This window comes from Streptomyces sp. NPDC026206, assembly GCF_040638465.1.
In the GTDB taxonomy this organism is placed as follows: domain Bacteria; phylum Actinomycetota; class Actinomycetes; order Streptomycetales; family Streptomycetaceae; genus Streptomyces.
Genome location: NZ_JBEZYL010000032.1, coordinates 1 through 26,566 on the forward strand (window position 1 = coordinate 1; position 26,566 = coordinate 26,566).

Annotated in this window: 22 protein-coding genes and 1 pseudogene; 17 read left to right on the forward strand and 6 right to left on the reverse strand. The window is 72.7% G+C overall.

Translation table 11 applies throughout. The features are described from left to right. Positions 1–85: 85 nt before the first annotated feature. The gene (locus tag AB0F13_RS27030; RefSeq protein ID WP_362087561.1) at positions 86–1,342 is read right to left on the reverse strand and encodes a hypothetical protein; all 1,257 of its coding nucleotides are present in this window, start codon (positions 1,340–1,342) and stop codon (positions 86–88) included. 10 nt (positions 1,343–1,352) lie between these two features. Next, positions 1,353–1,640, reverse strand: coding sequence for a MoaD/ThiS family protein (locus tag AB0F13_RS27035; RefSeq protein ID WP_362087618.1), 288 nt, complete (start codon positions 1,638–1,640; stop codon positions 1,353–1,355). A gap of 166 nt (positions 1,641–1,806) precedes the next feature. On the opposite strand from AB0F13_RS27035, the gene AB0F13_RS27040 reads away from it, so the two are divergent. The 7 genes from AB0F13_RS27040 (at position 1,807) to AB0F13_RS27070 (ending at position 11,214) form a co-directional block, all read left to right on the forward strand. After that, a complete protein-coding gene (locus tag AB0F13_RS27040; RefSeq protein WP_362087564.1) occupies positions 1,807–3,540 on the forward strand; it encodes an ABC transporter ATP-binding protein in 1,734 nt (577 codons plus the stop codon). A 107-nt stretch (positions 3,541–3,647) separates the two neighbouring features. Further along, entirely contained in the window at positions 3,648–5,552 is a 1,905-nt protein-coding gene (locus AB0F13_RS27045; RefSeq protein WP_362087621.1) for an ABC transporter ATP-binding protein, read from the forward strand. A 513-nt stretch (positions 5,553–6,065) separates the two neighbouring features. After that, a complete protein-coding gene (locus AB0F13_RS27050) occupies positions 6,066–6,875 on the forward strand; it encodes a response regulator transcription factor (protein ID WP_362087567.1) in 810 nt (269 codons plus the stop codon). A 23-nt stretch (positions 6,876–6,898) separates the two neighbouring features. Next, on the forward strand, positions 6,899–7,924 hold the full coding sequence (locus AB0F13_RS27055) for a LacI family DNA-binding transcriptional regulator (protein WP_362087570.1): 1,026 nt from the start codon (positions 6,899–6,901) through the stop codon (positions 7,922–7,924). A gap of 87 nt (positions 7,925–8,011) precedes the next feature. After that, positions 8,012–8,980, forward strand: a complete 969-nt coding sequence (locus AB0F13_RS27060; protein ID WP_362087573.1) for a trypsin-like peptidase domain-containing protein — start codon at positions 8,012–8,014, stop codon at positions 8,978–8,980. Positions 8,981–9,052: 72 nt separating this feature from the next. Beyond that, positions 9,053–9,820, forward strand: coding sequence for a response regulator transcription factor (locus tag AB0F13_RS27065; protein ID WP_362087576.1), 768 nt, complete (start codon positions 9,053–9,055; stop codon positions 9,818–9,820). Beyond that, positions 9,817–11,214, forward strand: coding sequence for a HAMP domain-containing sensor histidine kinase (locus AB0F13_RS27070; RefSeq protein WP_362087579.1), 1,398 nt, complete (start codon positions 9,817–9,819; stop codon positions 11,212–11,214). Before AB0F13_RS27065 ends, AB0F13_RS27070 begins: the two co-directional genes overlap by 4 nt. A gap of 588 nt (positions 11,215–11,802) precedes the next feature. Here AB0F13_RS27070 and AB0F13_RS27075 read toward each other — a convergent pair. The 3 genes and pseudogenes from AB0F13_RS27075 to AB0F13_RS27085 form a co-directional block, all read right to left on the reverse strand. Beyond that, positions 11,803–12,558: pseudogene (locus AB0F13_RS27075) on the reverse strand (DUF2993 domain-containing protein); the annotation flags it as partial. A gap of 27 nt (positions 12,559–12,585) precedes the next feature. Further along, positions 12,586–13,131, reverse strand: coding sequence for an N-acetyltransferase family protein (locus AB0F13_RS27080; RefSeq protein WP_362087582.1), 546 nt, complete (start codon positions 13,129–13,131; stop codon positions 12,586–12,588). Positions 13,132–13,600: 469 nt separating this feature from the next. Next, entirely contained in the window at positions 13,601–15,424 is a 1,824-nt protein-coding gene (locus AB0F13_RS27085; RefSeq protein WP_362087585.1) for a bifunctional metallophosphatase/5'-nucleotidase, read from the reverse strand. Between the two features lie 125 nt (positions 15,425–15,549). Here AB0F13_RS27085 and mshD point away from each other — a divergent pair, with 125 nt between their 5' ends. From mshD to AB0F13_RS27125, 8 genes are all read left to right on the forward strand, one after another. Continuing rightward, positions 15,550–16,473: a mycothiol synthase gene (gene mshD / locus AB0F13_RS27090; RefSeq protein ID WP_362087588.1), complete on the forward strand. Its 924-nt coding sequence runs from the start codon at positions 15,550–15,552 to the stop codon at positions 16,471–16,473. Between the two features lie 137 nt (positions 16,474–16,610). Beyond that, positions 16,611–17,045: a GntR family transcriptional regulator gene (locus AB0F13_RS27095; protein WP_362087591.1), complete on the forward strand. Its 435-nt coding sequence runs from the start codon at positions 16,611–16,613 to the stop codon at positions 17,043–17,045. A 14-nt stretch (positions 17,046–17,059) separates the two neighbouring features. After that, positions 17,060–18,001, forward strand: a complete 942-nt coding sequence (locus AB0F13_RS27100; protein WP_362087594.1) for an ABC transporter ATP-binding protein — start codon at positions 17,060–17,062, stop codon at positions 17,999–18,001. Then, the gene (locus tag AB0F13_RS27105) at positions 17,998–19,011 is read left to right on the forward strand and encodes a hypothetical protein (RefSeq protein WP_362087597.1); all 1,014 of its coding nucleotides are present in this window, start codon (positions 17,998–18,000) and stop codon (positions 19,009–19,011) included. The genes AB0F13_RS27100 and AB0F13_RS27105 overlap by 4 nt, the downstream gene beginning before the upstream one ends. A 213-nt stretch (positions 19,012–19,224) precedes the next feature. Then, positions 19,225–21,453 carry an RNA degradosome polyphosphate kinase gene (locus tag AB0F13_RS27110; RefSeq protein ID WP_362087600.1) on the forward strand — a complete coding sequence of 743 codons (2,229 nt, stop codon included), beginning with the start codon at positions 19,225–19,227 and terminating at the stop codon, positions 21,451–21,453. 43 nt (positions 21,454–21,496) lie between these two features. Continuing rightward, positions 21,497–22,561 carry a CHAD domain-containing protein gene (locus AB0F13_RS27115; RefSeq protein WP_362087603.1) on the forward strand — a complete coding sequence of 355 codons (1,065 nt, stop codon included), beginning with the start codon at positions 21,497–21,499 and terminating at the stop codon, positions 22,559–22,561. Continuing rightward, positions 22,558–22,986: an NUDIX hydrolase gene (locus AB0F13_RS27120; RefSeq protein ID WP_362087606.1), complete on the forward strand. Its 429-nt coding sequence runs from the start codon at positions 22,558–22,560 to the stop codon at positions 22,984–22,986. Before AB0F13_RS27115 ends, AB0F13_RS27120 begins: the two co-directional genes overlap by 4 nt. Positions 22,987–23,073: 87 nt before the next feature. After that, positions 23,074–23,499: an Hsp20/alpha crystallin family protein gene (locus AB0F13_RS27125; protein WP_362087609.1), complete on the forward strand. Its 426-nt coding sequence runs from the start codon at positions 23,074–23,076 to the stop codon at positions 23,497–23,499. Between the two features lie 99 nt (positions 23,500–23,598). On the opposite strand, the gene AB0F13_RS27130 is transcribed toward AB0F13_RS27125, so the two are convergent. After that, positions 23,599–24,405, reverse strand: coding sequence for a class I SAM-dependent methyltransferase (locus tag AB0F13_RS27130; protein ID WP_362087612.1), 807 nt, complete (start codon positions 24,403–24,405; stop codon positions 23,599–23,601). Positions 24,406–24,686: 281 nt separating this feature from the next. Here AB0F13_RS27130 and mshA point away from each other — a divergent pair, with 281 nt between their 5' ends. Both mshA and AB0F13_RS27140 read left to right on the forward strand, forming a co-directional pair. Further along, positions 24,687–25,979, forward strand: a complete 1,293-nt coding sequence (mshA, locus tag AB0F13_RS27135; RefSeq protein ID WP_362087624.1) for a D-inositol-3-phosphate glycosyltransferase — start codon at positions 24,687–24,689, stop codon at positions 25,977–25,979. Beyond that, positions 25,972–26,463 carry a YbjN domain-containing protein gene (locus AB0F13_RS27140; protein WP_362087615.1) on the forward strand — a complete coding sequence of 164 codons (492 nt, stop codon included), beginning with the start codon at positions 25,972–25,974 and terminating at the stop codon, positions 26,461–26,463. The genes mshA and AB0F13_RS27140 overlap by 8 nt, the downstream gene beginning before the upstream one ends. The last annotated feature ends 103 nt before the right edge of the window (positions 26,464–26,566 follow it).

Here is a 26,566-nt window from a genome sequence, read left to right on the forward strand (position 1 = left end):
GGCGAGGGTTTCGTCGAGCGGGGTCCGGCTCACCAGCACCGTCGGGGCCAGGCATCGCAGCCCGTCCGGCGCTTGAGGACATCGCCTACCCCAGCGCCCGCCCCAGCACATAGACCGCCGGCGCGGCGAGAGCCAGCGGCAGGGCCACGCCCGCCGTCATGTGGACGAAACGGGACGGGTAGTCGTAGCTCGCCACCCGCAGCCCGATCAGCGCGCACGCCCCGGCCGCCAGCCCCAGCAGTGCGGCGGAAGCGCCCATGCCGGTCAGCCGGCCGCCCGCGATGCCCGCGCCCGCGGCCGCGATCAGCGCGACGACGGGGGCGGCGACCGACGGCAGCGGCAGGGCCCGCGCCAGCACGGCCGCGGCCACGCCGGCCGAGCCGGCGACGACCGCGTCGGGGTCGGCCGCGAGGTGACCGGCGGCCATGACCGCCAGGGCGGCCGAGGCGGTGGCGGCCGTCAGCCCGTACAGCCGCTCGTCGGGCGAGGCATGGCTGCGCAGCTGGAGCACGACGACCAGCAGAATCCATACGCCGAGCGTCCCGAGGAGGACGGTCGGCGCCTTCACGGTGTCCGTGGCCAGCAGGGCGATGTCGGCGACCACACCGCCCAGGAACGCCAGCGCGATGCCCTGCCGGGCCGGCCACATGCCGTTCAGCCGGAACCAGCCGGCCGCCGTCACCGCCTGCAGCAGCACGACCGGCACGGCCAGCGCGGGCCGCGCCAGCGGCGCCGTGACGGCCAGCAGCACGGCGAGGAAGGACGTCACCAGCGCGGGCCGCAGGCCCGGGGAGAGGATCTGCGACCGGCCCTCGGCCTTCGCCTTCTCGGCGGCCGTCATCGCCCGCCCGGCCTCCGGCCCGGCACCGGCCTGCGGCGCGTCGGACTCCGCCACGGCCACGTGCGCCGCCGGTACCGGCGCGGGCACGGCCGCGGCCGGTGCCCCGTACGCCGCCGGTTGCTGCTGCTGCGACCAGGCCGCGGCACCGGTGGCCCCGCCGGCGGGCCACGGCGACTCGTACGAGGGCTCGGCGGCCGGCGCCGGGCCGGGTGGTTGCTGCTGCTGCCAGCTCTGCGCGTCCCAGGTCCGGGTCTGCCAGGTCTGGGTGACCGGCTCCTCCTGTGCCCGGTAGGCGTGCTGCGGCCAGGCCTCGGGCCCCTGCGGCTGATGCGGGGCCTGCTGCTGGGCGTGGGCCTGCGGGTCGTACGGGTAGTCGTACGACGGCTGTCCCACCCTGTCCTGGCGGTCTGTACTGGATTCGTACGGCTGCTCGTACGGCTCGTAGGGCCGGTACGGCTCGTACGGCTGCTCGTACGGGTTGTGATGATGCTGATCGCTCATGCTGGCGGGGTCACCCTCCTGCGAAGGGCGGGAGCACCTCGACGGTGCCGCCCTCGGCCAGTTGGACCGTCGAGTGGTCGCGCGTACCGACGGGGTCGCCGTCCACGAGGAACGAGCAGCGCGAGAGTACCCGCGCGAACTCAGGCTCGTCCGCGTGCCGCCGCCGGGCCGTGGCCAGCGCGTCCGCGAGCGTGCGCGCCGCGTACGGCTCCTCGGCGGCGCCCGCGGCGGCCTTGGCCGCGGCCCAGTACCGGATCGTGCCGGCCGGTGGTTCCGGCGGCCCCGGCTCCGCCGGCAGCTGTGCCGGCAGAGCCGGCCGTGCCGGGTGTGTCGTCGCCACAGCGACCCCTTCCGTTCTTTCCGGCTTCCTGCCGCCCCACCATGATGACGGGTGCCGGGCGGGGCACGCTCCCCAGCCGGTAAAGGAGAGGCAGTCCGGAGCGGTGCTCGCATAGGCTGCCTGTGTGCTGGTACGACTTCTCCGGGCCCATCTGCGGCCCTACTCCGGGGCCATCGCGATAGTCGTGCTCCTGCAGCTCGTGCAGACTCTCGCGACGCTCTATCTGCCCACCCTCAACGCGGACATCATCGACAAAGGCGTCGTCAAGGGCGACACCGGTTACATCCTGCAGACCGGCGGGCTGATGCTCGCCGTCACCCTCGCGCAGATCGTCTGCGCCATCGGCGCCGTCTACTACGGAGCCCGTACGGCCATGGCGGTCGGCCGCGACCTGAGGGGCGCGGTCTTCGACCGGGTGCAGTCCTTCTCCGCGCGAGAGATGGGGCATTTCGGCGCGCCCTCGCTGATCACCCGGACCACCAACGACGTCCAGCAGGTCCAGATGCTGGCCCTGATGACGTTCACCCTCATGGTGTCCGCGCCGATCATGTGCGTCGGCGGCATCGCGATGGCGCTCAACCAGGACGTTCCGCTGTCCGGGCTGCTGCTGGGCATCGTGCCGGCGCTGGGGCTCATCGTGTCGCTGATCGTCTGGCGGATGCGGCCGCTGTTCCGCGGGGTCCAGGAGCGCATCGACACCGTCAACCGTGTGCTGCGCGAGCAGATCACCGGCATCCGCGTCATCCGCGCCTTCGTCCGGGACACCCATGAGCGGAAACGATTCCGGGGCGCCAACGCCGACTTGATGGACGTCTCCCTGCGGGCCGGGCGGCTGATGTCGCTGATGTTCCCGTCCGTGATGCTGGTCGTGAACCTCTCCTCGATCGCCGTCGTGTGGTTCGGCGCCCACCGCATCGACAGCGGCGGCATGCAGATCGGCGCGCTGACGGCGTTCCTCAGCTACCTCATGCAGATCCTGACGGCCATCATGATGGCCACCTTCATGTTCATGATGGTGCCGCGCGCCGAGGTCTGCGCCGAGCGCATCCAGGAGGTCCTGGCCACCGACTCCAGCGTGGTGCCGCCCGTGATGCCGGTCACCGAGCTCCGCGGGCGCGGCCATCTGGAGCTGCGCGGGGTCGGGTTCGGCTACCCGGGCGCCGAGGAGCCGGTCCTCAAGGACGTCTCGCTCGTCGCGCGGCCCGGTGAGGTCACGGCCGTCATCGGTTCCACCGGCAGCGGCAAGTCGACCCTCCTGGGCCTGATCCCGCGCCTGTTCGACGCGACGGCCGGCACGGTGCTCGTCGACGGTGCGGACGTGCGCGACCTGGACCCGGTCATGATGGCCGAGGCGGTCGGGCTCGTACCGCAGAAGCCGTACCTCTTCTCCGGCACCGTCGCCTCGAACCTGCGCTACGGACGTCCCGACGCGAGCGACGAGGAGCTGTGGCAGGCGCTGGAGACCGCGCAGGCCCGTGACTTCGTCGAGGCGATGGAGGGGCGGCTGGAGGCGCCGGTGGCCCAGGGCGGCACCAACGTCTCCGGCGGCCAGCGCCAGCGCCTGGCGATCGCCCGCGCCCTGGTGCGCAGGCCGGAGATCTATCTCTTCGACGACTCCTTCTCCGCGCTCGACTACGCCACCGACGCCCGCCTGCGGGCCGCGCTGGCCCGGGAGACGGGCGACGCGACGGTCCTCATCGTCGCGCAGCGCGTATCGACCATCCGCGACGCCGACCGCATCGTGGTCCTGGACGAGGGCCGCGTCGTCGGCACCGGTACCCACACCGAACTGATGGGGACGAACGAGACGTACCGGGAGATCGTGCTCTCCCAGCTCACCGAGGAGGAGGCGGCGTGACGTCCCCCGACAGGCCGGGCGGCAAGCCCGGCGACAAGCCCGGCGGCGCGGCCGCCGGCACCCCGCAGCGCAGAGGGCCGGCCCCCGCGGCCGGCATCGGGCGCTTCATGGGCGGCCAGCCCACCGAGAAGTCCATGGACTTCGGCGGCTCCAGCCGCCGGCTGCTGGCGCAGCTGCGCCCGGAGCGGCCCGCCATCGTCGTCGCGCTGTTCCTCGGCCTCGCCAGCGTCGCGCTGAGCGTCATAGGCCCGAAGATCCTCGGCCGTGCCACCGACCTCATCTTCGCCGGGGTCGTCGGCAAGCAGGTGCCGTCCGGCACCTCGAAGGCCGAGGCCCTCGACCGGATGCGGGAGCAGGGCAACGGGCGGATAGCCGACGTCCTGGGCGGCGTCGACTTCACCCCCGGCCAGGGGATCGACTTCGACGCGGTCGGCTCGGTGCTGCTGTGGGTGCTGTTGATCTACGTCGGCGCCTCGCTGTTCATGTTCATTCAGGCCCGCATCGCCACGAACGTCGTCCAGCGGGCCGTCTTCCGGCTGCGCGAGGACGTCGAGGAGAAGCTGGGCCGGCTGCCGCTGAGCTACTTCGACAAGCAGCAGCGCGGCGAGGTCCTCTCCCGCGCCACCAACGACATCGACAACATCGCGCAAACGTTGCAGCAGACCCTGAGCCAGATCATGGCCTCGGTGCTGACCATCGTCGGCGTGCTGGCGATGATGTTCTGGATCTCCTGGCTGCTGGCGCTGGTCGCGCTGGTCACCGTGCCGGTGTCGGTCGTCGTCGCCACGAAGGTCGGCAAGCGCGCGCAGCCGCAGTTCGTCGCCCAGTGGAAGTCGACGGGCAAGCTCAACGCCCACATCGAGGAGATGTACACCGGCCACTCCCTGGTGAAGGTCTTCGGCAGGCAGAAGGAGTCCGCCGAGATCTTCCGCAAGGAGAACGAGGAGCTGTACACCGCCGGCTTCAAGGCGCAGTTCATCTCCGGCCTGATCCAGCCCGCGATGATGTTCATCGGCAACCTCAACTACGTGCTCGTCGCGGTCGTCGGCGGGCTGCGCGTGGCCAGCGGCTCGCTGTCGATCGGTGACGTGCAGGCGTTCGTCCAGTACTCCCGGCAGTTCAGCCAGCCGCTCACGCAGGTGGCGTCCATGGCCAACCTGGTCCAGTCCGGCATCGCCTCCGCCGAGCGCGTCTTCGAGCTGCTCGACGCCGACGAGCAGTCCGCCGACGCGGCCGACGCACAGCGGCCCGGGCAGGTGAGCGGCCAGGTCTCCTTCGAGAAGGTCTCCTTCCGCTACGAGCCGGACAGGCCGCTCATCGAGGACCTGTCCCTGGCCGTGCGGCCGGGACAGACCGTCGCCATCGTCGGCCCGACCGGCGCGGGCAAGACCACGCTGGTCAACCTGCTGATGCGGTTCTACGAGGTGGGCAGCGGCCGCATCCTGCTCGACGGCGTGGACATCGCCGCCATGAGCAGGGAGGAGCTGCGCTCCCACATCGGCATGGTGCTGCAGGACACCTGGCTCTTCGGCGGCACGATCGCGGACAACATCGCCTACGGGGCGCCCGAGGGCACCTCCCTCGACAAGATCGTCGAAGCGGCGAAGGCCACCCACGTGGACCGCTTCGTCCGCACCCTGCCCGACGGCTACGACACGGTCATCGACGACGAGGGCTCCAACGTCAGCGTCGGCGAGAAGCAGCTGATCACCATCGCCCGGGCGTTCCTGGCCGAGCCGGAGATCCTGGTGCTGGACGAGGCGACGAGCTCCGTCGACACCCGGACGGAGGTACTGATCCAGCATGCGATGAACCAGCTGCGCACGGGACGGACGAGCTTCGTGATCGCCCACCGGCTCTCCACCATCCGCGACGCGGACCTGATCCTGGTGATGGAATCCGGCCGCATCGTGGAGCAGGGCACCCACCAGTCGCTGCTCGCGGCGGACGGGGCGTACGCCCGGCTGTACGCGGCGCAGTTCGCGCAGCCGGTGGCGGTGGAGGGGGCGTAGCCGGCCGGGCGGCCCGGAACGGGTCGGGCAGGCCGGAACGGGTCGGGCCGGCAGTCGGTCGGCGCGGGGCGGCCGGGGCCGGGCGGGGGGCGCGTGCTCCGGCGCGTGCCCCGGTGCGCCCGGTGTGCTGCACCGCGCCGTCTCTCCGCCCTTGGAGCGCGAGCCGCCCGCCGCGCGGCAGACTGGACCCTGAAGGGGCCGTCAGGGCGCCTGCGCGGCCTCCGCCCGCACACCGTCCGCTGTCAAGAGGGCGGTGCGATGACCACTCGAAGTGACCGACGAAACACAAGCTCGTGCAAAATCGTCCGTCCCTCCGAAAGTCATCTGGGCTATTCTGCTGGGCAGAGAGGATCCGGGCAGAGTAGCCCCCGGGTCCTTTTGTGCATTCGGACGACGAGCAGTGCCCCACCGTCCTCGCAGGGACCGAGGAGGAACCGACGCAATGGGCGAGCGAAGCGCACGAGAGAAGACCAAGAGCCGAACGGGACGTACGACCGAGGCGGGAGGCAGCCGATGAGTTCCTTGCTGCTCCTGACCAACGCCCTCCAGCCGTCGGCCGAGGTGCTTCCCGCACTCGGCCTGCTGCTGCACAGCGTGCGCGTGGCCCCCGCGGAGGGCCCCGCCCTCGTGGACACCCCCGGCGCCGACGTCATACTGATCGACGGCCGCCGTGACCTGCCCCACGTACGCAGCCTGTGCCAGTTGCTCCGCTCCACCGGCCCCGGCTGTCCGCTGATCCTCGTCGTCACGGAGGGCGGCCTGGCCGCCGTCACCGCGGACTGGGGCGTCGACGACGTCCTGCTCGACACCGCGGGCCCGGCCGAGGTCGAGGCCCGGCTGCGGCTGGCCATGGGCCGTCAGCAGATCACCATGGACGACAGCCCCATGGAGATCCGCACCGGCGACCTCTCCGTGGACGAGGCGACGTACAGCGCCAAGCTCAAGGGCCGGGTCCTCGACCTGACCTTCAAGGAATTCGAACTCCTGAAGTACCTCGCACAGCACCCCGGCCGCGTCTTCACCCGGGCGCAGCTCCTCCAGGAGGTCTGGGGTTACGACTACTTCGGCGGTACGCGCACCGTGGACGTCCACGTACGGCGGCTGCGCGCCAAGCTCGGCCCCGAGCACGAGTCCCTCATCGGCACGGTCCGCAACGTCGGCTACCGCTTCGTCCTCCCGGAGAAGCCGGAGAAGGCCGAGCGCCCGGCGGAGGAGGGCAGGTCCAAGGGCGCGGCCGAGCCGTCGGCCGGGGCGGGCGGGCCGTCGCGGAAGGAGCAGCCGCGAGCTGTCGGAACCGAGCCCGCACGCCCGGTGAAACGGTAGGTGGACCCGCGTAGACTGCCGCCGTGGCCAAGGTGACGCGGGACGATGTGGCGAGGCTTGCGGGGACGTCGACCGCGGTCGTCAGCTACGTCATCAACAATGGACCGCGCCCGGTGGCTCCGGCGACGCGGGAGCGAGTGCTGGCCGCGATCAAGGAGCTGGGGTACCGGCCCGACCGGGTCGCCCAGGCGATGGCGTCACGACGGACGGACCTCATAGGCCTGATCGTCCCGGACGCGCGCCAGCCCTTCTTCGCGGAGATGGCGCACGCGGTCGAGCAGGCGGCGTCCGAGCGCGGGAAGATGGTCCTCGTCGGGAACTCCGACTACCTCGACGAGCGCGAAGTGCACTACCTGCGGGCCTTCCTGGGCATGCGGGTCTCCGGCTTGATCCTCATCAGCCAGGGCCCCAGCGAGCACGCCGCGATCGAGATCGACGCCTGGGACGCCCGCGTGGTCCTGATGCACCGCCGGCCCGACGCGATCGACGACGTGGCCGTCGTCACGGACGACATCGGCGGCGCCCAGCTCGCCACCCGCCACCTCCTGGAGCACGGCCACCCCTACGTGGCCTGCCTCGGCGGCACGGAGGAGACCCCGACCGTGGGCGACCCGGTCACCGACCACGTCGAGGGCTGGCGGCGCGCCATGCGCGAGGCCGGCAAGTCCCTGGAGGGCCGGCTCTTCCAGGCCCCCTACAACCGCTACGACGCCTACAAGGTCGCCCTCCAGCTCCTGGCCGGCCCGGACCGGCCCCCGGCCCTGATCTGCGCCACCGACGACCAGGCCATCGGCGTCCTGCGCGCCGCCCGCGAGCTGCGCATCGACGTGCCGGGCGAGCTGGCGGTCGCCGGCTTCGACGACGTGAAGGAGGCGGCCCTCACGGACCCGCCCCTGACGACCGTCGCCTCCGACCGCCAGGCCATGGCCCGCTCGGCCGTCGACCTGGTCCTGGACGACGGCCTCCGCGTGGCCGGCTCCCGCCGCGAGCGCCTGAAGCAGTTCCCTTCCCGCCTGGTGATCCGCCGCTCCTGCGGCTGCGGGGGCTGACGGTCTTACCCGGACCGAACACCCTTCTGCACCCCTTCTCAGTGCGTACTCAGACTGTTCTCATCTGCACGGAGCACAGTCATAGGCATGACGGAAAACGAGCACCAGTACCCGGCGCCCCCGGCCTACTCCCCGTACGCCCACTTCGAGGAGCAGGCCCCGGTGGCCGCGCCCGGGCACAGGGCCGAGCGCAAGCGCCCGGTCCGGCTGCTCGCGGCCTGTGCTCTGGTCGCCGCGCTCGTCGGCGGCGGCTCCGCCGCCCTCGTCGGCGAGCTGACGAACGGCAAGCACGGCACCAGCCGGTCCACGCCCGTGCAGAACGCCTCCACCAAGGGCACCGGCGTCTCCGCGGTGGCCGGTGCGGTCAGCCCCAGCATCGTGGAGATCAAGGCGGCCACGTCCTCCGGCCAGTCCACCGGCTCCGGCGTGATCATCACCGGCGACGGCGAAGTGATCACCAACAACCACGTCGTCGCCGGCGCCGACACCGTCCAGGTCACCCTCAGCGACGGCAGCACCAGGACCGCCAAGGTCGTGGGCACCGACCCCGACAAGGACCTCGCCCTCCTCAAGGTGCAGGGCGCCAAGGGTCTGAAGGCCGCCGCTCTCGGCGACTCCGGCAAGATCAAGGTCGGCGACCAGGTCGTCGCCATCGGCTCGCCCGAGGGCCTCACCGGCACGGTCACCAGCGGCATCGTCTCCGCCCTCAACCGCGACGTCACCGTGTCCAAGGAGCAGGGGCGCGCCCAGCAGGAGCGCGGGGTCCCGCAGTGGCCGTTCGAGTTCGGCGGCAACCAGTACAACGGCGACACGGGCTCGTCCAAGACCACGTACAAGGCCATCCAGACCGACGCCTCCCTCAACCCCGGCAACTCCGGCGGCGCGCTCATCGACATGAACGGCGAGATCGTCGGCATCAACTCTGCGATGAAGCCGGCCGGTTCGGGGAGCGGCGCGAGCGACTCGGCGGGCAGCATCGGCCTGGGCTTCGCCATTCCGGTCAACACCGTCAAGGCCGACCTGGCCAAGCTGCGGGCGGGCGGCAGTGGCAGCTGAGCCCGGCCCCCGTGGCGGCGTGCGAGGCTGAGAAGGACCGCCGCCACCGATGCACACCCGTGAGGTAAGCCGATGAGCCCCGCCGAGCACGGCGACCAGAGCGCCCGCATCCTGATCGTGGACGACGAGCCCGCCGTCCGCCAGGCGCTGCGCCGCAGCCTCGTCTTCGAGGGCTACGACACGGAGCCGGCCGTCGACGGGCTCGACGCGGTCGAGAAGGTCGCGGCGTACGACCCGGAGCTGATCGTGCTCGACGTGCTGATGCCGCGTATGGACGGCCTCACCGCCGCCCGGCGCCTGCGCGCCTCCGGCGTGACCGTACCGATCCTGATGCTGACCGCCCGCGACACCGTGGGGGACCGGGTCACCGGGCTCGACGCCGGCGCGGACGACTACCTGGTCAAGCCCTTCGAACTGGACGAACTGCTGGCCCGCATCCGCGCGCTGCTGCGCCGCAGCTCCTACGCGACGCCTGCCGCCACCGCCGCGGCCGACACGCAGCCACTGTCCTACGCCGACCTGCGCATGAACCTCGCGACGCGCGAGGTGACGCGCGGCGCCCGCCGGGTGGAGCTGACGAGGACGGAATTCACGCTGCTGGAGCTGTTCATGGCGCACCCCAGGCAGGTGCTGACGAGGGAACAGATCCTCAAGTCCGTCTGGGGGTTTGAATTCGAGCCTTCGTCCAACTCGTTGGACGTCTATGTGATGTACCTGCGCCGCAAGACCGAGGCGGGCGGCGAGCCGAGGCTGGTGCACACCGTGCGCGGGGTGGGCTACGTCCTGCGGGCCGACGGCGGTGCCGGGGGTGCCGGTGCCATGGGCGGCGGCGCGGAATGATCAGCAGATACCGCAGGCTGCCGCTGCGCTCGCGGCTGGCCCTGCTGACGGCGGCGGCCGTCGCGGTGGCGGTGGCGCTGGCGGCGGGCGCGTGCTGGCTGGTCACCGAGCAGCAGCTCAGCCACCAGCGGGACACAACGCTGACCAGTCAGCGCGTTGACGACAGGTCCGTCCAGGTGCTCGTCCAGAGCTGCGGCACGAACCCCTCCGGGCTGCCGCCGGCCCCCGGCTCGTACACGGTCCAGGTCGTCACGGCCGGTGGCCTGGTCTGCACGACGCCGGGCAAGTCCTCGATCAGGGTGACCGAGGACGACGTGGCGGTCGCGGCGGGCCGTGTGGACGAGGTGCTGCACGACAGCCGGGCGGCGGACGGGCAGGAGATGCGCGTTGCGACGTACCGCAGTGAACGCCTGCCGAACACGGCTGTCTCCATCGCGCAGCCGGTGAGCGAGATCGGCAAGCCACTCAACGCCCTCGCGCTGGTGCTCGTCATCACGGCCGGGGTGGGCGTGCTGGGTGCGGCGACGGCCGGCCTGTGGATCGCACGGGCGGCGCTGCGGCCGGTGGACCGGCTGACGGGCGCGGTCGAGCACATCGCCCGCACCGAGGACCTGGCGGTGCGCATCCCCGTGGAGGGCGACGACGAGATCGCCCGCCTCTCGCGCTCGTTCAACTCCATGACGGCCGCCCTCGCCTCCTCCCGTGACCGGCAGCAGCAGCTCATCGCGGACGCGGGCCACGAGCTGCGCACCCCGCTGACGTCGCTGCGGACGAACATCGACCTGCTGGCGCGGAGCGAGGAGACGGGCCGGGCGATCCCGCCCGAGGACCGCAAGGAGCTGCTGGCGAGCGTCAAGGCGCAGATGACGGAGCTGGCCGCGCTCATCGGCGACCTGCAGGAGCTCTCCCGCCCGGACGGGCCGGGCGGCGGCCCGCTGCAGGTGGTTGCGCTGCACGAGGCGGCCGGGCGGGCGGTGGGCCGGGCACGGCTGCGGGCCGCCGGGTCCGGGCTGTCGATCGATGCGGAGATCGACAAGTGGTACGTGCGGGCCGAGCCGGCCGCGCTCGAGCGGGCGGTGGTGAACCTGCTCGACAACGCGGTGAAGTTCAGCCCCGCGGGTGGTGTGATCGAGGTCCGTCTGGTGAAGGGCGAGCTGACCGTACGCGACCACGGCCCGGGCATTCCGGCCGATGAACTCCCGCATGTCTTCGACCGGTTCTGGCGGTCACCGACGGCCCGCAGCCTGCCCGGAAGCGGGCTGGGCCTGTCGATCGTCGCCCAGACCGTCCGGCAGGCGGGCGGCGAGGTGACGCTGCACGCGGCGGAGGGCGGCGGCACCGTGGCCGCCGTCCGGTTGCCGGGCGCGGCGACGGAGCCGCCGCCTATCGCCTGACGCCTCCCTCGCCGAGCCGCAGCCCGGCGGCCGACAGCTCCACCCGGATGCCGTCGCGCTGGACGGTGACCTCGCGCAGGTGCAGTCCTCGGCCTGTGGGGGAAGGCGGAAGGAGAGGGAGAGGCGGTCGGTCAGGGCAGGCGGCTGGAGGCGGGTGAGAGCGGTGAGCAGCTCCGGGTCGATGCCCACCTTCTCCAGCAGCCAGGGGTGTTCGACGACGACGTCGACGAGGTTGACCCGCGTCAGGTCCGCCACGAACCGGGGCGCCCCTGTGATCTCCCCCAGCCTCTCCTCGCTGCGCAGGGCGACGGCCACGTCGTCCTCGCTCACTCCGAGCCGGGCGGCGACGGCCGGGACGGAGAGCAGGTCCTTCACGCGCGCGGCGTCGCGGCTGAGGCGGCCGGCGGCCTCGGGGTGAAGGGTGAGGCTTTTGCCGGAGCCGGCATCGGAACCGGAACCGGCATCGGAACCGGGCCGGTAGGTGGCGATGCGGGGGATGTCCAGGCTCATGCCGTCGATGTCCGTGGAGACGGCGCGGTCGCCGTCGCGGCGCAGCCGGGCCTGCGCCTGTAGCCGCAGCTCCTGGCCGGCGACGGACAGCCGCCCCTCGGCGCTGATGGCGTTGCCGCCGAGGTCGCTGAACCGTACCTGCGAGGCACCCAGTTCACGGTTCATGTCCTCGAAGGAGAGCAGCACGCTTCCCCCGAGGTCCCCCACGACCGCACCCCGGACACCGGCCGACAGGCTCCCGGTGAGCCGGACGTCGCGGGCGCTCGCCCGTACCTTGGCGAGCGACACCCGGTCAGCGGCGACGTCGGGGACGGTGACGTCGACCTGCTTCAGGCGCTTGGCCAGCACCTGCGTCAGGAACGGAAAGCCATGGATGTCCACCTGCGGCTGGGCCGCCAGGTGCAGCGACTGCTGCAGCTTCTGCTGCGCCTTCTTCTCCGCGTACATCACCGCACACCGGTCGGCCAGCACGAGGAACACCGTGCAGGCGCCCAGGATGAACAGCCACTTCGCCGCGCGGCGGTACGTGCGCAGGGGGCTGGGCGGGCGACGCCTGCTGCCACCGCGGCGCCTGCCGCGGCGCCTGCGCCGGTGGTCGGGCGGGGACCAGGGCTCTTCCTCGTCGCCCGTGAGTAAAAGGGGCGGCTCGGCCGGTTCGGCGTAGTCCGGGTCGGCGAGCGCGGCGAGCTCTTCGTAGGGGTTCGGGGGCCGGGTGGGTATGCGTGTGGGGGTTCGCATCGCCACATCCCACCACGCATGGCGGTCCCGGGCGCAAGGGCTACCGCGAGTACCCGACAAAATCCTGATGCCTTGTCCGAACAGGAGTCTTAGCATCCGTACGCACGGGAGGCAGGGCGGTTTTCAGCCGTTGCGCCGGGGGCTGCTTTCCCCTTGGCCGAGCCGCCGCTCCAGCCAGGCCACGTCCCAGTAGGTGCCGAACTTCCGCCCCACCTGCTGAAGCACGCCCGCCGGGCGGAAGCCGAAGCGCTCGTGCAGCCGCATCGACGCCACGTTGGGCTGGGTGATGCCCGCGTAGGCGCGGTGGACGTCCTCGCGGGCCAGGGCCTCGAACAGCGCGTCGTAGAGCAGGGCGCCCAGGCCGCGGCCCGTGCGTCCGGGACCGAGGTAGACGCTGGTCTCCACCGAGGTCTCGTAGGCCTGCTTGTCCCGGAAGGGGCCGCTGGAGGCGTAGCCGAGCACCGTGCCCGCCTCCTCTGCGACCAGCAGCCGGTGGCGGCCGGTGGCGGGGTGGGCTTCGAGCCACGCGCGGCGCTCGTCGACGGTGACGGGCTCGATGTCGAAGGTGACGGGGGTGTGGACCACGTAGTGGTTGTAGATCGCGGTGAGCTCACCGAGGTCGCCGCTCGCCGCCGGGCGGACCCGTATCCTCGCTCCGCTGTCACGCATGGCTGCTCCCTTCCTGCCCGGGGGAGGCTACCTGCGCGCCGTTTGGCACGTCCTTGGTGACCGTATGCCGGGACGTCCCCGACGGAGCGGGAGCCCCCACCGCCGCCCAGGTGCGATGAAGGCTCCCGCTGTCCGGCGGCCGGGCCGCGGCTGCACGACTGTGCGGCTGGGACAGTCGAATCGAGCCGGTGCCGGTCCTTGCCGGGGCAGCCGTCTTCAAGGGCTCTCCCGGTAGATCAGGCGCGGTGGGCAGACCAGTCCTTTCCGCCGGATTGGCTGATAAACGACAGTCGCCCTCGCCGTAGGAGCATCTGCATCCGCGAGCGCCCGCGCACACCACCGTGCGCGCCACGGCAGCCCGGAAGCGCCCCTGCCACAAACGTCATGGGGGGGCGGGGACCGTGCCCCGCCCCCCAAGGCCGGTCCGGCGGCGGACCTGTCCCGCCCGTCCGGTCCCGGCCGGAAGGGACTACGGCTTGATCACCGTGATCCGGTCACCCTTCGGCGGCGCCAGCGGTGCCTCCTTCGTCGAGTGCGCCGTCAGGTAGGCGACGAACACGTCGAGGTCCGAGGCGCCCACGCGCTTGTTCGTGCCCTCCTTGAACGCCGGGAACCCGTCGCCGCCGCCCATCAGGAACTCGTTCGCCGCGACGCGGTACGTCCTGCCCGCCTCGACGGGCGTGCCGTTGAGCTTCACCGAGGACGCGACGATGCGGTCGGCGCCCTTCTTCGTCAGATCCAGCGTGTACGTGAGGCCCCTGCTGACCTGGAGGACCTTCGGCTGGGCCTCGTTCGGGCCGCTGACCTGCTGCTGCAGGGCCGCCAGCAGCTGCGCGCCGGTGAGGTCCTTGGTCTGCATCATGTTGGTGAAGGGCTGGACCGTGAACGCCTCGCCGTAGGTCACGACGCCGTCGCCCTCGGCGCCGGAGGCCTTGTGGGCCAGGTCCGAGCGGATGCCGCCCGGGTTCATGAAGGCGATCTGGGCGCCGCCCTTGTCGGCGGCCGCGAGGCCTTCGAGCTGGGCGTCCGTGATGACGTCGCCGAGCGGTTGCTCGTACGCCTCCGAACCGCGGCCGTTGATGTCGGCGGAGATGTAGCCGACGGGCTTGTTGGCGACCGGGGCCGCGAGGGTCTTCCAGCGGTCGATGAGCCTGGTCATGTCCGCGGCCTTGGGCTGCTCGCGGTCCACGACGTGGTTCGTGGCGTGCGGGCCCTTGACGCTCGTGCGGACGATGTCCTTCGTGCGCCGGTCGTACGTCAGCGTCGTGTCCGTGTACAGGCGGCCGAACGACGCGGCCGAGGTCACCGTGCGCGGGGCGCCCGACGGGTCGGGGATGGTGCAGGCGTAGGCCTGGTGGGTGTGGCCGGTGACGAAGGCGTCGACCTTCGGGGTGACCTTCTTCGCGATGTCGACGATGGCACCGGAGATGCCCGCGCCCGCGCCGGGGGTGTCGCAGTCGTAGTTGTACGAACCGGACGCGGGCATGCCGCCCTCGTGGACCAGGGTGATGATGGACTTCACGCCCTGGCGGTCGAGTTCCTTGGCGTACTTGTCGATCGTCGCGACCTCGTCGGCGAACTTCAGGCCCTTGACGCCCTCCGCCGTGACGACGTCGGGCGTGCCCTTCAGGGTCAGACCGATGATGCCGATCTTGACGCCCTTGTGCTGCCAGACCGTGTACGGCTTGAGGATCGGCTTGCCGGTCTTCTCGTCGGAGACGTTCGCGGCGAGATAGGGGAAGTCGGCGCCCTTGAAGGTCTTGCCCTTCTCGAAGCAGCCCTCCTTCGGGTGGCAGCCGCCGCGCTGCATGCGCAGCAGTTCGGCGCGGCCCTCGTCGAACTCGTGGTTGCCGACGGAGGTGGCGTCCAGCTTGATCTTGTTGAGCGCCTCGATCGTCGGCTCGTCGTGGAAGAGGCCGGTCATCAGCGGGCTGGCGCCGATCATGTCGCCGCCCGCGGCGGTGATCGAGTACTCGTGGCCCCTGCGGGCCGTGCGCAGGGAGTTGGCGAGGTACTCCACGCCGCCGGCGGGTATGACCTTCTTCGTGCCGTCGGCCTGGTTCTCCGTCACGGTGCCCGAGGAACCCTGCGGGGGCTCGAGGTTGCCGTGCAGGTCGTTGAACGAGAGCAGCTGTACGTCCACGGTGCGGCCGTTCCCGTGGCCGCGGTCGTGTGCCCCCGCCGGGAGCGCCGTGACGGCCAGCGCCCCGGCGGTCGCGGCGAGTACGGCGGTGGTGGCGGTCAGCCGTGTGAGGGCGAGGCGCTTGCGTCGAGGCAGCGACTTCGCGGGCATGCGTTCCCCTTTGTGAAGGTGCTGGGGGTGTATCGGGTCGGGCGCAGCATACGGTTGACGCGCGTAGCGCGGCAGGAGGGGAGAGGTAACGGAAGGGTGACGTGCCAGGGTCGTAGGCTCGCCCCATGAGCGACGTGGTGAATGACGTGAGCGGACAGCGGCGGATCGCGGTGCTGGACGAACTGGCGCCGGAGCAGGTGCGGGACGTGCTGCGGCTGATCGGGGAGGCCGCGGCCGTGGACGGTCAGCCGGCCGTCTCGGAGCAGGGACGCCTGCAGCTCAAGGGGCGGCGCGAGGGCGTGCGGCACGTCCTGCTGAGCGATGCGGACAGGGTGCTGGTGGGTTACGGGCAGCTGGAGGACAGCGACCCGGTGGAGGCCCCTGCGGGGGAGTTCGTGGTGCACCCCGAGCACCGGGGGAGCGGGCACGGGCGGGCGCTGGGGGTTGCCCTGCTCGGCGAGTCCGGCAAGCGGTTGCGCGTGTGGGCGCACGGCGGCCACCCCGCCGCCCGGCACCTCGCGCAGGTGCTGGGGCTGAGTCTCTTCCGCGAGCTGCGGCAGATGCGGCGCACGCTGCACGACCTCGGCCTCCCCGAGCCCGTACTGCCCGAGGGCGTGAGCGTGCGCACCTTCCGGCCCGGTGAGGACGACGCGGCCTGGCTCGCCGTGAACGCGGCCGCGTTCGCGCACCACCCCGAGCAGGGGTCGTTGAACCAGCGCGACCTGGACGACCGGAAGGGGGAGGCCTGGTTCGATCCGAAGGGCTTCTTCCTGGCCGAGAGGGCGGGCGGGATCATCGGCTTCCACTGGACGAAGGTCCACGCCGACGACGGCCTCGGCGAGGTGTACGTCCTGGGCGTACGGCCCGGGGCGCAGGGCGGCGGCCTGGGCAAGGCGCTGACCGCGATCGGCCTGCGGCACCTGGCGGGGCAGGGGCTGCCGACGGCGATGCTCTACGTGGACGCCGACAATCTGCCGGCCGTCGCCGTGTACGAGCGGCTGGGGTTCGCGACGCACGAGACGGACCTGATGTACCGCACGGAGAGCTGACGCCGAGCCGCCCCTCGCCGAGAGCCGCTCCGAGAGCTGTCCCCGAGAGCCGCCCCGAGAGTGCGCCTCTTCCTTCCTCGGTTGACAGGGCACGAACCCCTCCATCACCCTTTCACTAGTCAATTAGTGGAAGGGTGATGCGCGTGGTCGAGTTCCGCATCGACCGGCGCAGCGGCGTCGCCACCTATCTGCAGATCGTCCAGCAGGTCCGACAAGCCCTGCGACTCGGCCTGCTCGCCCCCGGCGACAAGCTGCCCACGGCCAAAGAGGTCGTCGCGGCCACTGCCATCAACCCCAACACCGTCCTGAAGGCCTACCGCGAACTCGACCGCGAGGGCCTGGTCGAGGCGCGCCCCGGACTGGGGACGTTTGTACGGCGCTCGCTGGCGCGGCCGGAAGCCGCCGCCGACTCGCCGCTGCGCGCCGAACTGGCCGACTGGATGGACCGGGCCCGCGCCGCCGGCCTCGACCGGGAGGACGTGACCGCGCTGGTCGCCTCCGTACTCGACAGCACCTGCTTCGACGACCGGCACGGCGGGGACCGCGCGACGCCCGGGACCGGCACCACGTGAGCGAGGGGACCCGCATGACCGATTTGACGTTCCTCCCCGACCGGACCGCCCTGGAGGCGGTCGGCCTGGGGGTGAGGTACCGGCGCGACCGGGCGCTGCGCGACTGCTCGTTCCGGCTGCCCGCCGGACGGGTCTGCGCCCTCGTCGGCCCCAACGGCGCGGGCAAGTCCACCCTGCTGGCCCTCGCGGCGGGCCTGCGCCGGCCCACCGAGGGCCGGCTGCGCGTCCTGGGCGGCGAACCGGCCGACCCGGGCGTCCGCCCCCGCGTGGCCTACCTCGCCCAGGACAAGCCGCTGTACGCGAGCTTCACGGTGGCCGACACCCTGCGCATGGGCCGCGCGCTCAACCCCGGCCGCTGGGACCAGGCCGCCGCCGAGCGGCTCGTCCACGCCGGAAACCTCTCGCCCCACGCGCGCGTCGGCTCCCTCTCCGGCGGCCAGCGCACGCGCGTGGCGCTCGCCCTCGCCTTCGGCAAGCGCCCCGAACTGCTGCTGCTGGACGAGCCGATGAGCGACCTCGACCCCCTGGTGCGCCACGAGACGATGGCCGCGCTGATGACCGAGGCGGCCGAGAACTCCACCACCGTCGTCATGGCCTCCCACGTCCTGGCCGAGCTCGAGGGCGTCTGCGACTACCTGCTGCTGATATCCGGCGGCCGGGTGCGCCTCGCGGGCGAGGTCGAGGACCTCGTCTTCGCACACCGGCTCGTCATGGGCCGGTACGAGGACGCCGGCACCCCGCGGGAGTTCGCGGCCCACACGATCGTCGAGGCGCGGACCACGGGGCGTCAGCTCACCGCGCTCATACGGCACGACGGCCCGGTCCGCGGCCACTGGGAGACCGCCGAGCCATCCCTGGAGGAGCTCATCCTCGCCCACCTCCGCGCCCCCGGCGCCCCCGCGCTCATCACGCCGAGCGCCGAGCCGCGCGACTTCTCCCCGAAGGCGGCGGCATGAGGGCCACGACGACGGCAGCCGCCGGAGCGGGCGCCGGAGCGGGCCGGGGCGGGCCCGGGCTGCGCGGACCGGCCTGGCTGGTGCTGCGCCAGCACCGCAGCACGGCATGGTTCGCGCTCGGCGGGCTGATCGCCCTCCTCGCGCTGCTGGTGACGCTGCGCTTCGCGATCGTCGACTACGTTGACGCGAACGACCTGGAAGCCGCCTGCACGACGGATGCGGCCTGCAAGCCGGCCATGCAGGGGACCGTCGACACCTTCCGCGGCAACCTCGCCGACCCGCTGCACTACATAGGCAGGCTCATCGAGCTCCTGCCGGTCATGACCGGGGCGTTCGTCGCGGGGCCCCTGATCGCGCGCGAGCTGGAGAGCGGTACGTACAAGCTGGCGTGGACGCAGTCCCTCTCGCCGCTGCGCTGGCTCGCGGTCAAGCTCGCCGTGCCGGGGCTGGCCGTCCTCGCCGGCCTCTCGCTGCTGTCGGCCGTCTACACCTGGGTGTGGCGGGAGCTGCCCGTCGGCCTGGTGCCGGGCCAGTGGTGGTTCCGGTCGTACGACATGGTCGGGCCCGTGCCCGTCGCGCAGTCGTTGCTCGCGCTGGCCGTCGGGGCCGTCGTCGGCCTGCTGCTGGGCCGCACGGTGGCCGCCATGGGCGCCACCGCCCTCACCGTCTACCTGGTGACGGGGGCGCTGGGATCCCTGCGGCAGAAGCTGACCGGCCCCGTCACCGAGCTGTCCGCCGACATGCCGGAGCTGGTCCGCGACGGCGGTGAGTGGTTCACCCAGCGCGGAATGATCGGGCAGGACGGCGGGCGGATCGCCGAGCCGGACTGCGGCGTCGGGGTGAGCCCCGAGGACTGCCTAGCGCAGCACGGGGCTACCGGGTGGTACGTGGACTACCACCCGGCTTCGCATCTGTGGCCGATGCAGTGGGCCGAGGCGGGCATCACGGTCGCCCTGGCCGGGCTGGTGGGCGGTGCGGCCTTCTGGCTGCTGCGGCGCCGCTGCGCGTGAGCGGTGGGGCTCGCCTCGATCGCCGGGGCCCGGGGCGGAGCCCCGGTGCCGGACCCCCGCACGTCACGTGGGCGTTACCCGTGATTCAACCTCGGTTGCGAGCCTTGGCCCATGCAGCCCGCCGCGCCCCGCGCAACCGAAAGAAGGCCACGCGCCGCACCCGCGTCCCTTTCCGACGCGCCTGTCCCGGGTCCGGCGCGGAACAATGAAGGCATGAGCCAGTCGTCCGGCGCGAACGCCCACGCACGTGACAACACCGACTCGGTGGGGTTCATCGCCGCCCACCGGCCGAAGGCGGCGGTCGTGGCGGGCGTACCCGACCTCGGACAGGACCTGGCGGCGTACGAGGGCCCGGCCGCGGCGGACGCCGAGGCGCTGCCGGAGGGCCGCTTCCTGGACCGCGAGCGCAGCTGGCTGGCGTTCAACGAGCGGGTGCTGGAGCTGGCCGAGGACCCGGCCACTCCCCTCCTGGAGCGGGCGTCCTACCTGGCGATCTTCGCCAGCAACCTCGACGAGTTCTTCATGGTCCGCGTCGCGGGCCTCAAGCGCCGCATCGCCACCGGCGTCGCCACCCGCTCGGCCTCCGGGCTGCAGCCCCGCGAGGTGCTGGAGCTGATCTGGACGCGCTCGCGCGAGCTCATGGCCCGGCACGCGGCCTGCTACCAGCAGGACGTCGCCCCCGAGCTGGCCGACGAGGGCATCCACCTGATCCGCTGGGCCGAGCTGACGGACAAGGAGCAGGGCCGGCTCTTCACCCTCTTCCGGCAGCAGATCTTCCCCGTGCTGACCCCCCTCGCCGTCGACCCCGCCCACCCCTTCCCGTACATCTCCGGACTCTCGCTCAACCTCGCCGTGGTCGTACGCAACCCCGTCAGCGGGCACGACCACTTCGCGCGCGTGAAGGTGCCGCCGCTGCTGCCGCGGTTCCTGGAGGCCTCCCCGCAGCGCTACGTCCCGCTGGAGGACGTCATCGCGGCGCACCTGGAGGAGCTGTTCCCGGGCATGGAGGTGCTCGCGCACCACATGTTCCGCGTGACCCGCAACGAGGACCTGGAGGTGGAGGAGGACGACGCGGAGAACCTGCTCCAGGCGCTGGAGAAGGAGCTCATGCGCCGCCGCTTCGGCCCGCCGGTGCGGCTGGAGGTCGAGGAGACCATCGACCCGTACGTCCTCGATCTGCTGGTGCGCGAGCTGAAGGTCTCCGACGCCGAGGTCTATCCGCTGCCCGGCCCGCTCGACCTCACCGCGCTCTTCGCCATCGGCGCGCTGGACCGGCCCGAGCTGAAGTACCCCACGTTCGTGGCCGGCACGCACCGCGACCTGGCCGAGGTGGAGTCGGCGTCGGCGCCCGACATCTTCGCGGCGCTGCGCGAGCGGGACGTGCTGCTGCACCACCCCTACGACTCGTTCTCCACCTCCGTGCAGGCCTTCCTGGAACAGGCCGCCGCCGACCCGGACGTGCTGGCCATCAAGCAGACCCTGTACCGGACCTCCGGCGACTCGCCGATCGTGGACGCGCTCATAGACGCCGCGGAGTCCGGCAAGCAGGTGCTCGTACTCGTCGAGATCAAGGCCCGCTTCGACGAGCAGGCCAACATCAAGTGGGCCCGGAAGCTGGAGGAGGCCGGCTGCCACGTCGTCTACGGGCTGGTGGGCCTCAAGACGCACTGCAAGCTGTCGCTGGTGGTGCGGCAGGAAGGCGAGACGCTGCGCCGCTACGCCCATGTGGGCACCGGAAACTACCACCCCAAGACGGCGCGCATCTACGAGGACTTCGGGCTGCTGACCGCCGACCCGCAGGTGGGCGCGGACCTCTCCGACCTCTTCAACCGGCTGTCCGGCTACTCGCGGCGCGAGACCTACCGGCGGCTGCTGGTCGCCCCCAGATCGCTGCGCGACGGGCTGGTCTCGCGCATAGCCAAGGAGGCCGTGCACCACCGGGCCGGGCGGCCCGCCTACGTCCGCATCAAGGTCAACTCGATGGTCGACGAGGCCGTCATCGACGCCCTCTACCGGGCGGCGCGGGCCGGGGTGCCGGTGGACATATGGGTGCGTGGCATCTGCGCGCTGCGCCCGGGGGTGGCGGGGCTCTCGGAGAACATCCGGGTGCGCAGCGTCCTCGGGCGGTTCCTGGAACACTCGCGCGTCTTCGCGTTCGGCAACGGCGGCGAGCCCGAAGTGTGGCTGGGCAGCGCCGACATGATGCACCGTAACCTCGACCGCCGCATCGAGGCGCTGGTGCGCGTCGCCGACCCCGGCCACCGGGCCTCGCTCAGCAGGCTGCTGGAGCTCGGGGTCTCGGACCGCACCGCGTCCTGGCACCTCGGCCCGGACGGCAACTGGACGCGGCAGGCCACGGACGCCGACGGGCAGCCGTTGCCGAACGTGCAGGAGATGCTCATAGAAGCCCGGAGGCGCCGGCGTGGCTCAGCGACCCCATGACCCGCCGGTTACCGTCACCGCGCCCGGGGGGCAGGAAATGATGATGACGAAACGGTCCGCTGCGGCCGGGGTGCCCGTCGCCCGGGACGTCACGACGGCGGGGGACGTCCTCTGCGGCTATCTGCAGCTGCAGGCCGTGGAGTTCCTGCGGAGCCTGCGGCTGCACGCGGAGAGCGGTTCCGGCGCGGAGGACGCGGGCGAGGCGGTGCGGCTGCTGCGGCGCTCCGCGCGGCGCGTCGCCGGGACGCTCCACGTCTACCGGCCGCTGACGGACACCGCATGGACGGATCAGCTGCGCGGCGAGCTGGCCTGGCTCATCGACCTGCTGGGGCGCGAGTACGCGTACGCGGCGCGGCTGGCCCGGCTGAGAGGGGCGCTGCACCGGCTGTCCGGAGCGGATGCGGCGGACGCGCCGGGCGGGGTGCCCGAGGTGTCCGGGGGCGGGCTGACGGTCGGGGCGGCCCGGGCCGGTGCGCTGCTGGACCGGCAGCTGACGCTCGCCCGTACGCGCGCCCACTCGGCGGCGCTGCAGGCCCTCGGCTCCTCGCGCTTCCACGCCGTGGCCGACGCGGTGGCCGTGCTGGCCTCGGAGGTGCCGCTGGATCCCGCCGCACACGACCTGCTGGCCCGGGAGGCGCTGCCCTGCCTGGCGGAGCAGACGCACCGGCGGCTGATGGACGCGGTGGACGCCCTGCCGCTGTCGGTGGCGGGCCTGCCGTACAACGCGGAGGCGCTGGTCCACGGTCTCGCGGCGACACCGGCCGCCGACGCCCCGCCCGCGGAGGGGCGCCAGGATGCGCCCTGGCACCACGTGCGCAGGCTGGTGCGGCTGAGGCGGTACGCGCAGGAAGTGCTCGACGAGCAGCACCAGGCCGAGGAGGAACCGTCGCTGTCGGTGCGGTTGCTGGGCGCGGGCCAGGCCCTGGACCGGCACCGCGAGGCCGCCGGGGCGGCGGCGGCCGCCGCGGCCGCCGCCCGGACGCCGCGCATCGCCCCGGCGACGGCGTACGCGCTCGGTGTGCTGCACGCGGACCAGCGGCACGAGGTGGAGGCGGCGCGCTACGCGTTCGGGCGGATCTGGCAGCGGCTGGCGGTGGCGGCGCCGTGAGCGGCCCCGTGAGCGGAGCCTGCCCGGCGGTGCGGGCGGCGGGGTGCGTGCTGTGGCGCAGGCGCGAGCGGATCGAGCTCGCGCTGGTCCACCGTCCGAAGTACGGCGACTGGTCCTGGCCGAAGGGCAAGCTCAAGCGCGGCGAGGACGCGAGGGCCGGCGCCGTGCGCGAGGTGCTGGAGGAGACGGGCATGCACTGCGTGCTGGGCCCGCCCCTGCCGAGCGCCCGCTATGTGGCGGCCGGGCGCCTCAAGGAGGTCCGCTACTGGGCGGCGGAGGCGCTCGGCGGCTCCTTCGAGCCCGGCCGGGAGGTCGACCGCCTGCTGTGGCTGCCGCCCGCCGAGGCCCGGGAGCGGCTGACCCACGACCGGGACCGGCCGTTGGTGGACGCGCTGCTGCTGACCTGGGGCAGCGCGATTTGTTGAGTCAGGGCTTGTCAAGTTTCCTCTCCGCGAGCTATATAGAAGGCGTAGGGCATCGCACCTGACGTCAGTTGAGAGGAGTGACCCGTGATGCTCATGCGTACCGACCCCTTCCGTGACCTCGACCGCCTCACCCAGCAGGTGTTCGGCACGGTGGCCCGGCCCACGACGATGCCGATGGACGCCTACCGCTCCGGCGACGAGTTCGTGGTCAAGTTCGACCTTCCGGGAGTCGACCCCGAGACGATCGACCTGGACATCGAGCGCAACGTCGTCTCCATCCACGCCGAGCGGACGCCGTCGGCCCCCGAGGACGCCGAGCTGATCGCCAACGAGCGGCCCACGGGAACGTTCAGCCGCCAGCTCTTCCTGGGTGACACGCTGGAGGCCGACCGGATCGACGCCTCCTACGACGCGGGTGTCCTCACCCTGCGCATCCCGGTCGCGGAACAGGCCAAGCCCCGCAAGATCCCGATCGCCGGCGGCTCCGGCACGCGCAAGGCCCTGCGCGGCTGAGGACGCCGGATCCCGCCGCGACGGTGACGGCCGTAGGACCGGCCGTCGCGGCGGGACGCGTCGTATCCGCCAGGCCTGGTTCACGGCGCGGGGAGGGCCTCAGGCCTTCGGCGCCAGCGCCGACCAGGCGATCGTGAGCTCGCCCTGCCGCCAGCGCCGCGGCCCGTCCGTCACGGGCCAGTCCGCCCGCAGCGCGGCGGCCGTGCGGATCCAGCGCTGGCGCGCGCTGAGCGCGCCGTACGGTGCGAACGCCGCCCACGCCCGGTCGAAGTCGCGCAGGAACGCGTGCACCGGCTCACCCGGCACGTTCCGGTGGATGAGCGCCTTCGGGAGCCGCTCCGCGAGGTCGGACGGCGTGCCCAGCGAGCCCAGCCGGGCGGCGAACGTGATGGTGCGCGGGCCCTCCGGGCCCAGCGCGACCCAGACGTGGCGGCGGCCGATCTCGTCGCACGTACCCTCCACCAGCAGCCCGTCCGGGGCCAGCCGGCCGCACAGGCGGGCCCAGACCTCCTCGACCTGGCCCTCGTCGTACTGCCTGAGGACGTTCGCGGCCCGGATCAGCAGCGGCCTGCGGCCGGCCGGCAGCGGCACCTCGAAGCCGCCGTGCGCGAAGGACAGGCCCTGCCGCTCGTACGGCCGGGCCGCCGCGACCCGCGCCGGGTCGATCTCGATGCCCACGACCTCGGCGTCGGCCCGCACCGGGCGCAGCCGCTCCAGCAGTTCGACGGCCGTCCAGGGCGCGGCGCCGTAGCCGAGGTCCACCACGACGGGGTCCGCGGAGCGCCGCAGGGCGCCCGCGTGTGCGGCGGCGATCCAGCGGTCCATGCGGCGCAGCCGGTTGGGGTTGGTGGTGCCGCGGGTCGCCGAGCCGATCGGGCGGTGGGCGGGGGCGGTACGGGCGGCCATGGGCATAGAGCCTAAGCCGCCCGCGCGCCTCCCACCCCCGCCCACCGGCGACGTTCGCCCCGCCAGGCCGTCCCCGCCAGGGGGAGGAACGGCCTGGGTCACTGTTTGGCAAAGTGGAAATGGGAGCCTGCCTCCGCGACGTTGGCACTGGTTGACAGGTGGTGAGCGCCCCCAGGGACGGGGACGGACACTCGGCGGACGGAGGACACAGGGTGAGCCAGTACGCAGCCAGGCTCGGCGCCCGCCGCGGCCGGACGCTCGGCACGTTCCCCAAGGACCGGCTGCGGCGCCTGGGCACGCCCCGCCGCCCCCGCCGCGTCGCGATGCTGAGCGTGCACACCTCCCCGCTGCACCAGCCCGGCACGGGCGACGCCGGCGGCATGAACGTCTACATCGTCGAGCTCGCGAAGCGGCTCGCCGACATCAACATCGAGGTCGAGATCTTCACCCGCGCCACCACCGGCGCCCTCCCGCCCAGCGTGGAGCTGGCCCCCGGCGTGCTGGTGCGGCACATCGACGCGGGCCCCTACGAGGGCCTGGCCAAGGAGGAGCTGCCCGCGCAGCTGTGCGCCTTCACGCACGGCGTGATGCAGGCGTGGGCCGGCCACCGGCCCGGCCACTACGACCTCGTCCACTCCCACTACTGGCTCTCCGGCCACGTCGGCTGGCTCGCCGCCGAGCGCTGGGGCGTCCCGCTCGTCCACGCCATGCACACCATGGCCAAGGTCAAGAACGCCGCCCTCGCCGAGGGCGACACCCCCGAGCCCGCCGCCCGCGTGATCGGCGAGACGCAGATCGTACGGGCCGCCGACCGGCTCATCGCCAACACCGAGGGCGAGGCCGGCGAGCTGATCCACCACTACGAGGCCGACCCCGCCAAGGTGGCCGTGGTGCACCCGGGCGTGAACCTCGACCGCTTCCGGCCCGCCGGCCCCCGGGCCGCGGCCCGCGAGCGCCTGGGCCTGCCGGCCGACGCCCTCATCCCCCTCTTCGCCGGCCGCATCCAGCCCCTCAAGGCCCCCGACATCCTGCTGCGCGCGGTCGCCGAGCTCCTGGACCGGCAGCCGGCGCTGCGCCGGCGCATCGTGGTGCCGGTGGTCGGCGGCCCCAGCGGCTCCGGGATGGCCAAGCCCGAGGGGCTGCAGAAGCTGGCCGCCCGCCTGGGCATCGCCGACGTCGTCCGCTTCCGGCCGCCCGTCGGACAGGACCGGCTCGCCGACTGGTACCGGGCGGCGTCGGTGCTCGTGATGCCGTCCTACAGCGAGTCCTTCGGCCTGGTGGCCATCGAGGCGCAGGCCTGCGGCACACCGGTCGTCGCGGCGTCGGTCGGCGGGCTGCCCGTGGCCGTACGCGACGGGGTCAGCGGCTTCCTCGTCGACGGCCACAACCCCGCCGACTACGCCGCCGCGCTGGGCCGCTTCGCCGACGAGCCGCAGCTCGTGGACCGGATGGGTGCGGCCGCCGCCCGGCACGCCGAGTCCTTCGGATGGGGCGCGGCCGCCGCCGCGACCGCCGACGTGTACACCGCAGCGATCGGTGAACGGCGCCGTCGCCTACGCTCGGCACATGCCTGACGCGAAGACCACCATCGAGCAGACGCTCCGCGAGGCCGGCCTCGAATGGGAGAGCCCTGCCGACGGCACGTACGTCGTGAAGCTCCCCGGCACGCGCAAGCTGTCGACGACCGTCTCCCTGGTCGTCGGCAACCACTCCCTCTCCGTCAACGCCTTCGTCGTGCGCTGCCCCGACGAGAACCACGAGGCGGTGCACCGCTGGCTGCTGGAGCGCAACACCAGGCTCTACGGCGTGGCCTACGCCGTCGACCGGCTCGGTGACATCTACCTCGTGGGCCGGCTGCCGCTGGCCGCCGTGACGGCGGAGGAGGTCGACCGGATCCTCGGCACGGTCCTGGAGCACGCGGACGGCAGCTTCAACACGCTGCTGGAGATGGGCTTCGCGAGCGCGATCCGCAAGGAGTACGCGTGGCGGACCGCGCGGGGCGAGTCGACGCGCAACCTGGACGCGTTCACGCGCCTGACGCGCGACGATTCGGTCTGACCTGTACGCAGCGGTGGCCCTCGTCGTCAGCAAGGGCAGGCCGCGCAGCGTCCCCGACGTCGCCGGCCTGTCCGTCGCCGACGCCACCACCGCCCTGCGCGGC

What these genes read in the sequence shown, in the direction of transcription:
- AB0F13_RS27030 (WP_362087561.1), bottom strand. Translation starts at nt 1,342, where the DNA reads ATGAGCGATCAGCATCATCACAACCCGTACGAGCAGCCGTACGAGCCG.
- AB0F13_RS27045 (WP_362087621.1), top strand. Translation starts at nt 3,648, where the DNA reads ATGGGCGGCCAGCCCACCGAGAAGTCCATGGACTTCGGCGGCTCCAGC.
- AB0F13_RS27050 (WP_362087567.1), top strand. Translation starts at nt 6,066, where the DNA reads ATGAGTTCCTTGCTGCTCCTGACCAACGCCCTCCAGCCGTCGGCCGAG.
- AB0F13_RS27060 (WP_362087573.1), top strand. Translation starts at nt 8,012, where the DNA reads ATGACGGAAAACGAGCACCAGTACCCGGCGCCCCCGGCCTACTCCCCG.
- AB0F13_RS27065 (WP_362087576.1), top strand. Translation starts at nt 9,053, where the DNA reads ATGAGCCCCGCCGAGCACGGCGACCAGAGCGCCCGCATCCTGATCGTG.
- AB0F13_RS27070 (WP_362087579.1), top strand. Translation starts at nt 9,817, where the DNA reads ATGATCAGCAGATACCGCAGGCTGCCGCTGCGCTCGCGGCTGGCCCTG.
- AB0F13_RS27080 (WP_362087582.1), bottom strand. Translation starts at nt 13,131, where the DNA reads ATGCGTGACAGCGGAGCGAGGATACGGGTCCGCCCGGCGGCGAGCGGC.
- AB0F13_RS27085 (WP_362087585.1), bottom strand. Translation starts at nt 15,424, where the DNA reads ATGCCCGCGAAGTCGCTGCCTCGACGCAAGCGCCTCGCCCTCACACGG.
- mshD (WP_362087588.1), top strand. Translation starts at nt 15,550, where the DNA reads ATGAGCGACGTGGTGAATGACGTGAGCGGACAGCGGCGGATCGCGGTG.
- AB0F13_RS27095 (WP_362087591.1), top strand. Translation starts at nt 16,611, where the DNA reads ATGCGCGTGGTCGAGTTCCGCATCGACCGGCGCAGCGGCGTCGCCACC.
- AB0F13_RS27100 (WP_362087594.1), top strand. Translation starts at nt 17,060, where the DNA reads ATGACCGATTTGACGTTCCTCCCCGACCGGACCGCCCTGGAGGCGGTC.
- AB0F13_RS27105 (WP_362087597.1), top strand. Translation starts at nt 17,998, where the DNA reads ATGAGGGCCACGACGACGGCAGCCGCCGGAGCGGGCGCCGGAGCGGGC.
- AB0F13_RS27110 (WP_362087600.1), top strand. Translation starts at nt 19,225, where the DNA reads ATGAGCCAGTCGTCCGGCGCGAACGCCCACGCACGTGACAACACCGAC.
- AB0F13_RS27115 (WP_362087603.1), top strand. Translation starts at nt 21,497, where the DNA reads ATGACGAAACGGTCCGCTGCGGCCGGGGTGCCCGTCGCCCGGGACGTC.
- AB0F13_RS27125 (WP_362087609.1), top strand. Translation starts at nt 23,074, where the DNA reads ATGCTCATGCGTACCGACCCCTTCCGTGACCTCGACCGCCTCACCCAG.
- AB0F13_RS27130 (WP_362087612.1), bottom strand. Translation starts at nt 24,405, where the DNA reads ATGGCCGCCCGTACCGCCCCCGCCCACCGCCCGATCGGCTCGGCGACC.
- AB0F13_RS27140 (WP_362087615.1), top strand. Translation starts at nt 25,972, where the DNA reads ATGCCTGACGCGAAGACCACCATCGAGCAGACGCTCCGCGAGGCCGGC.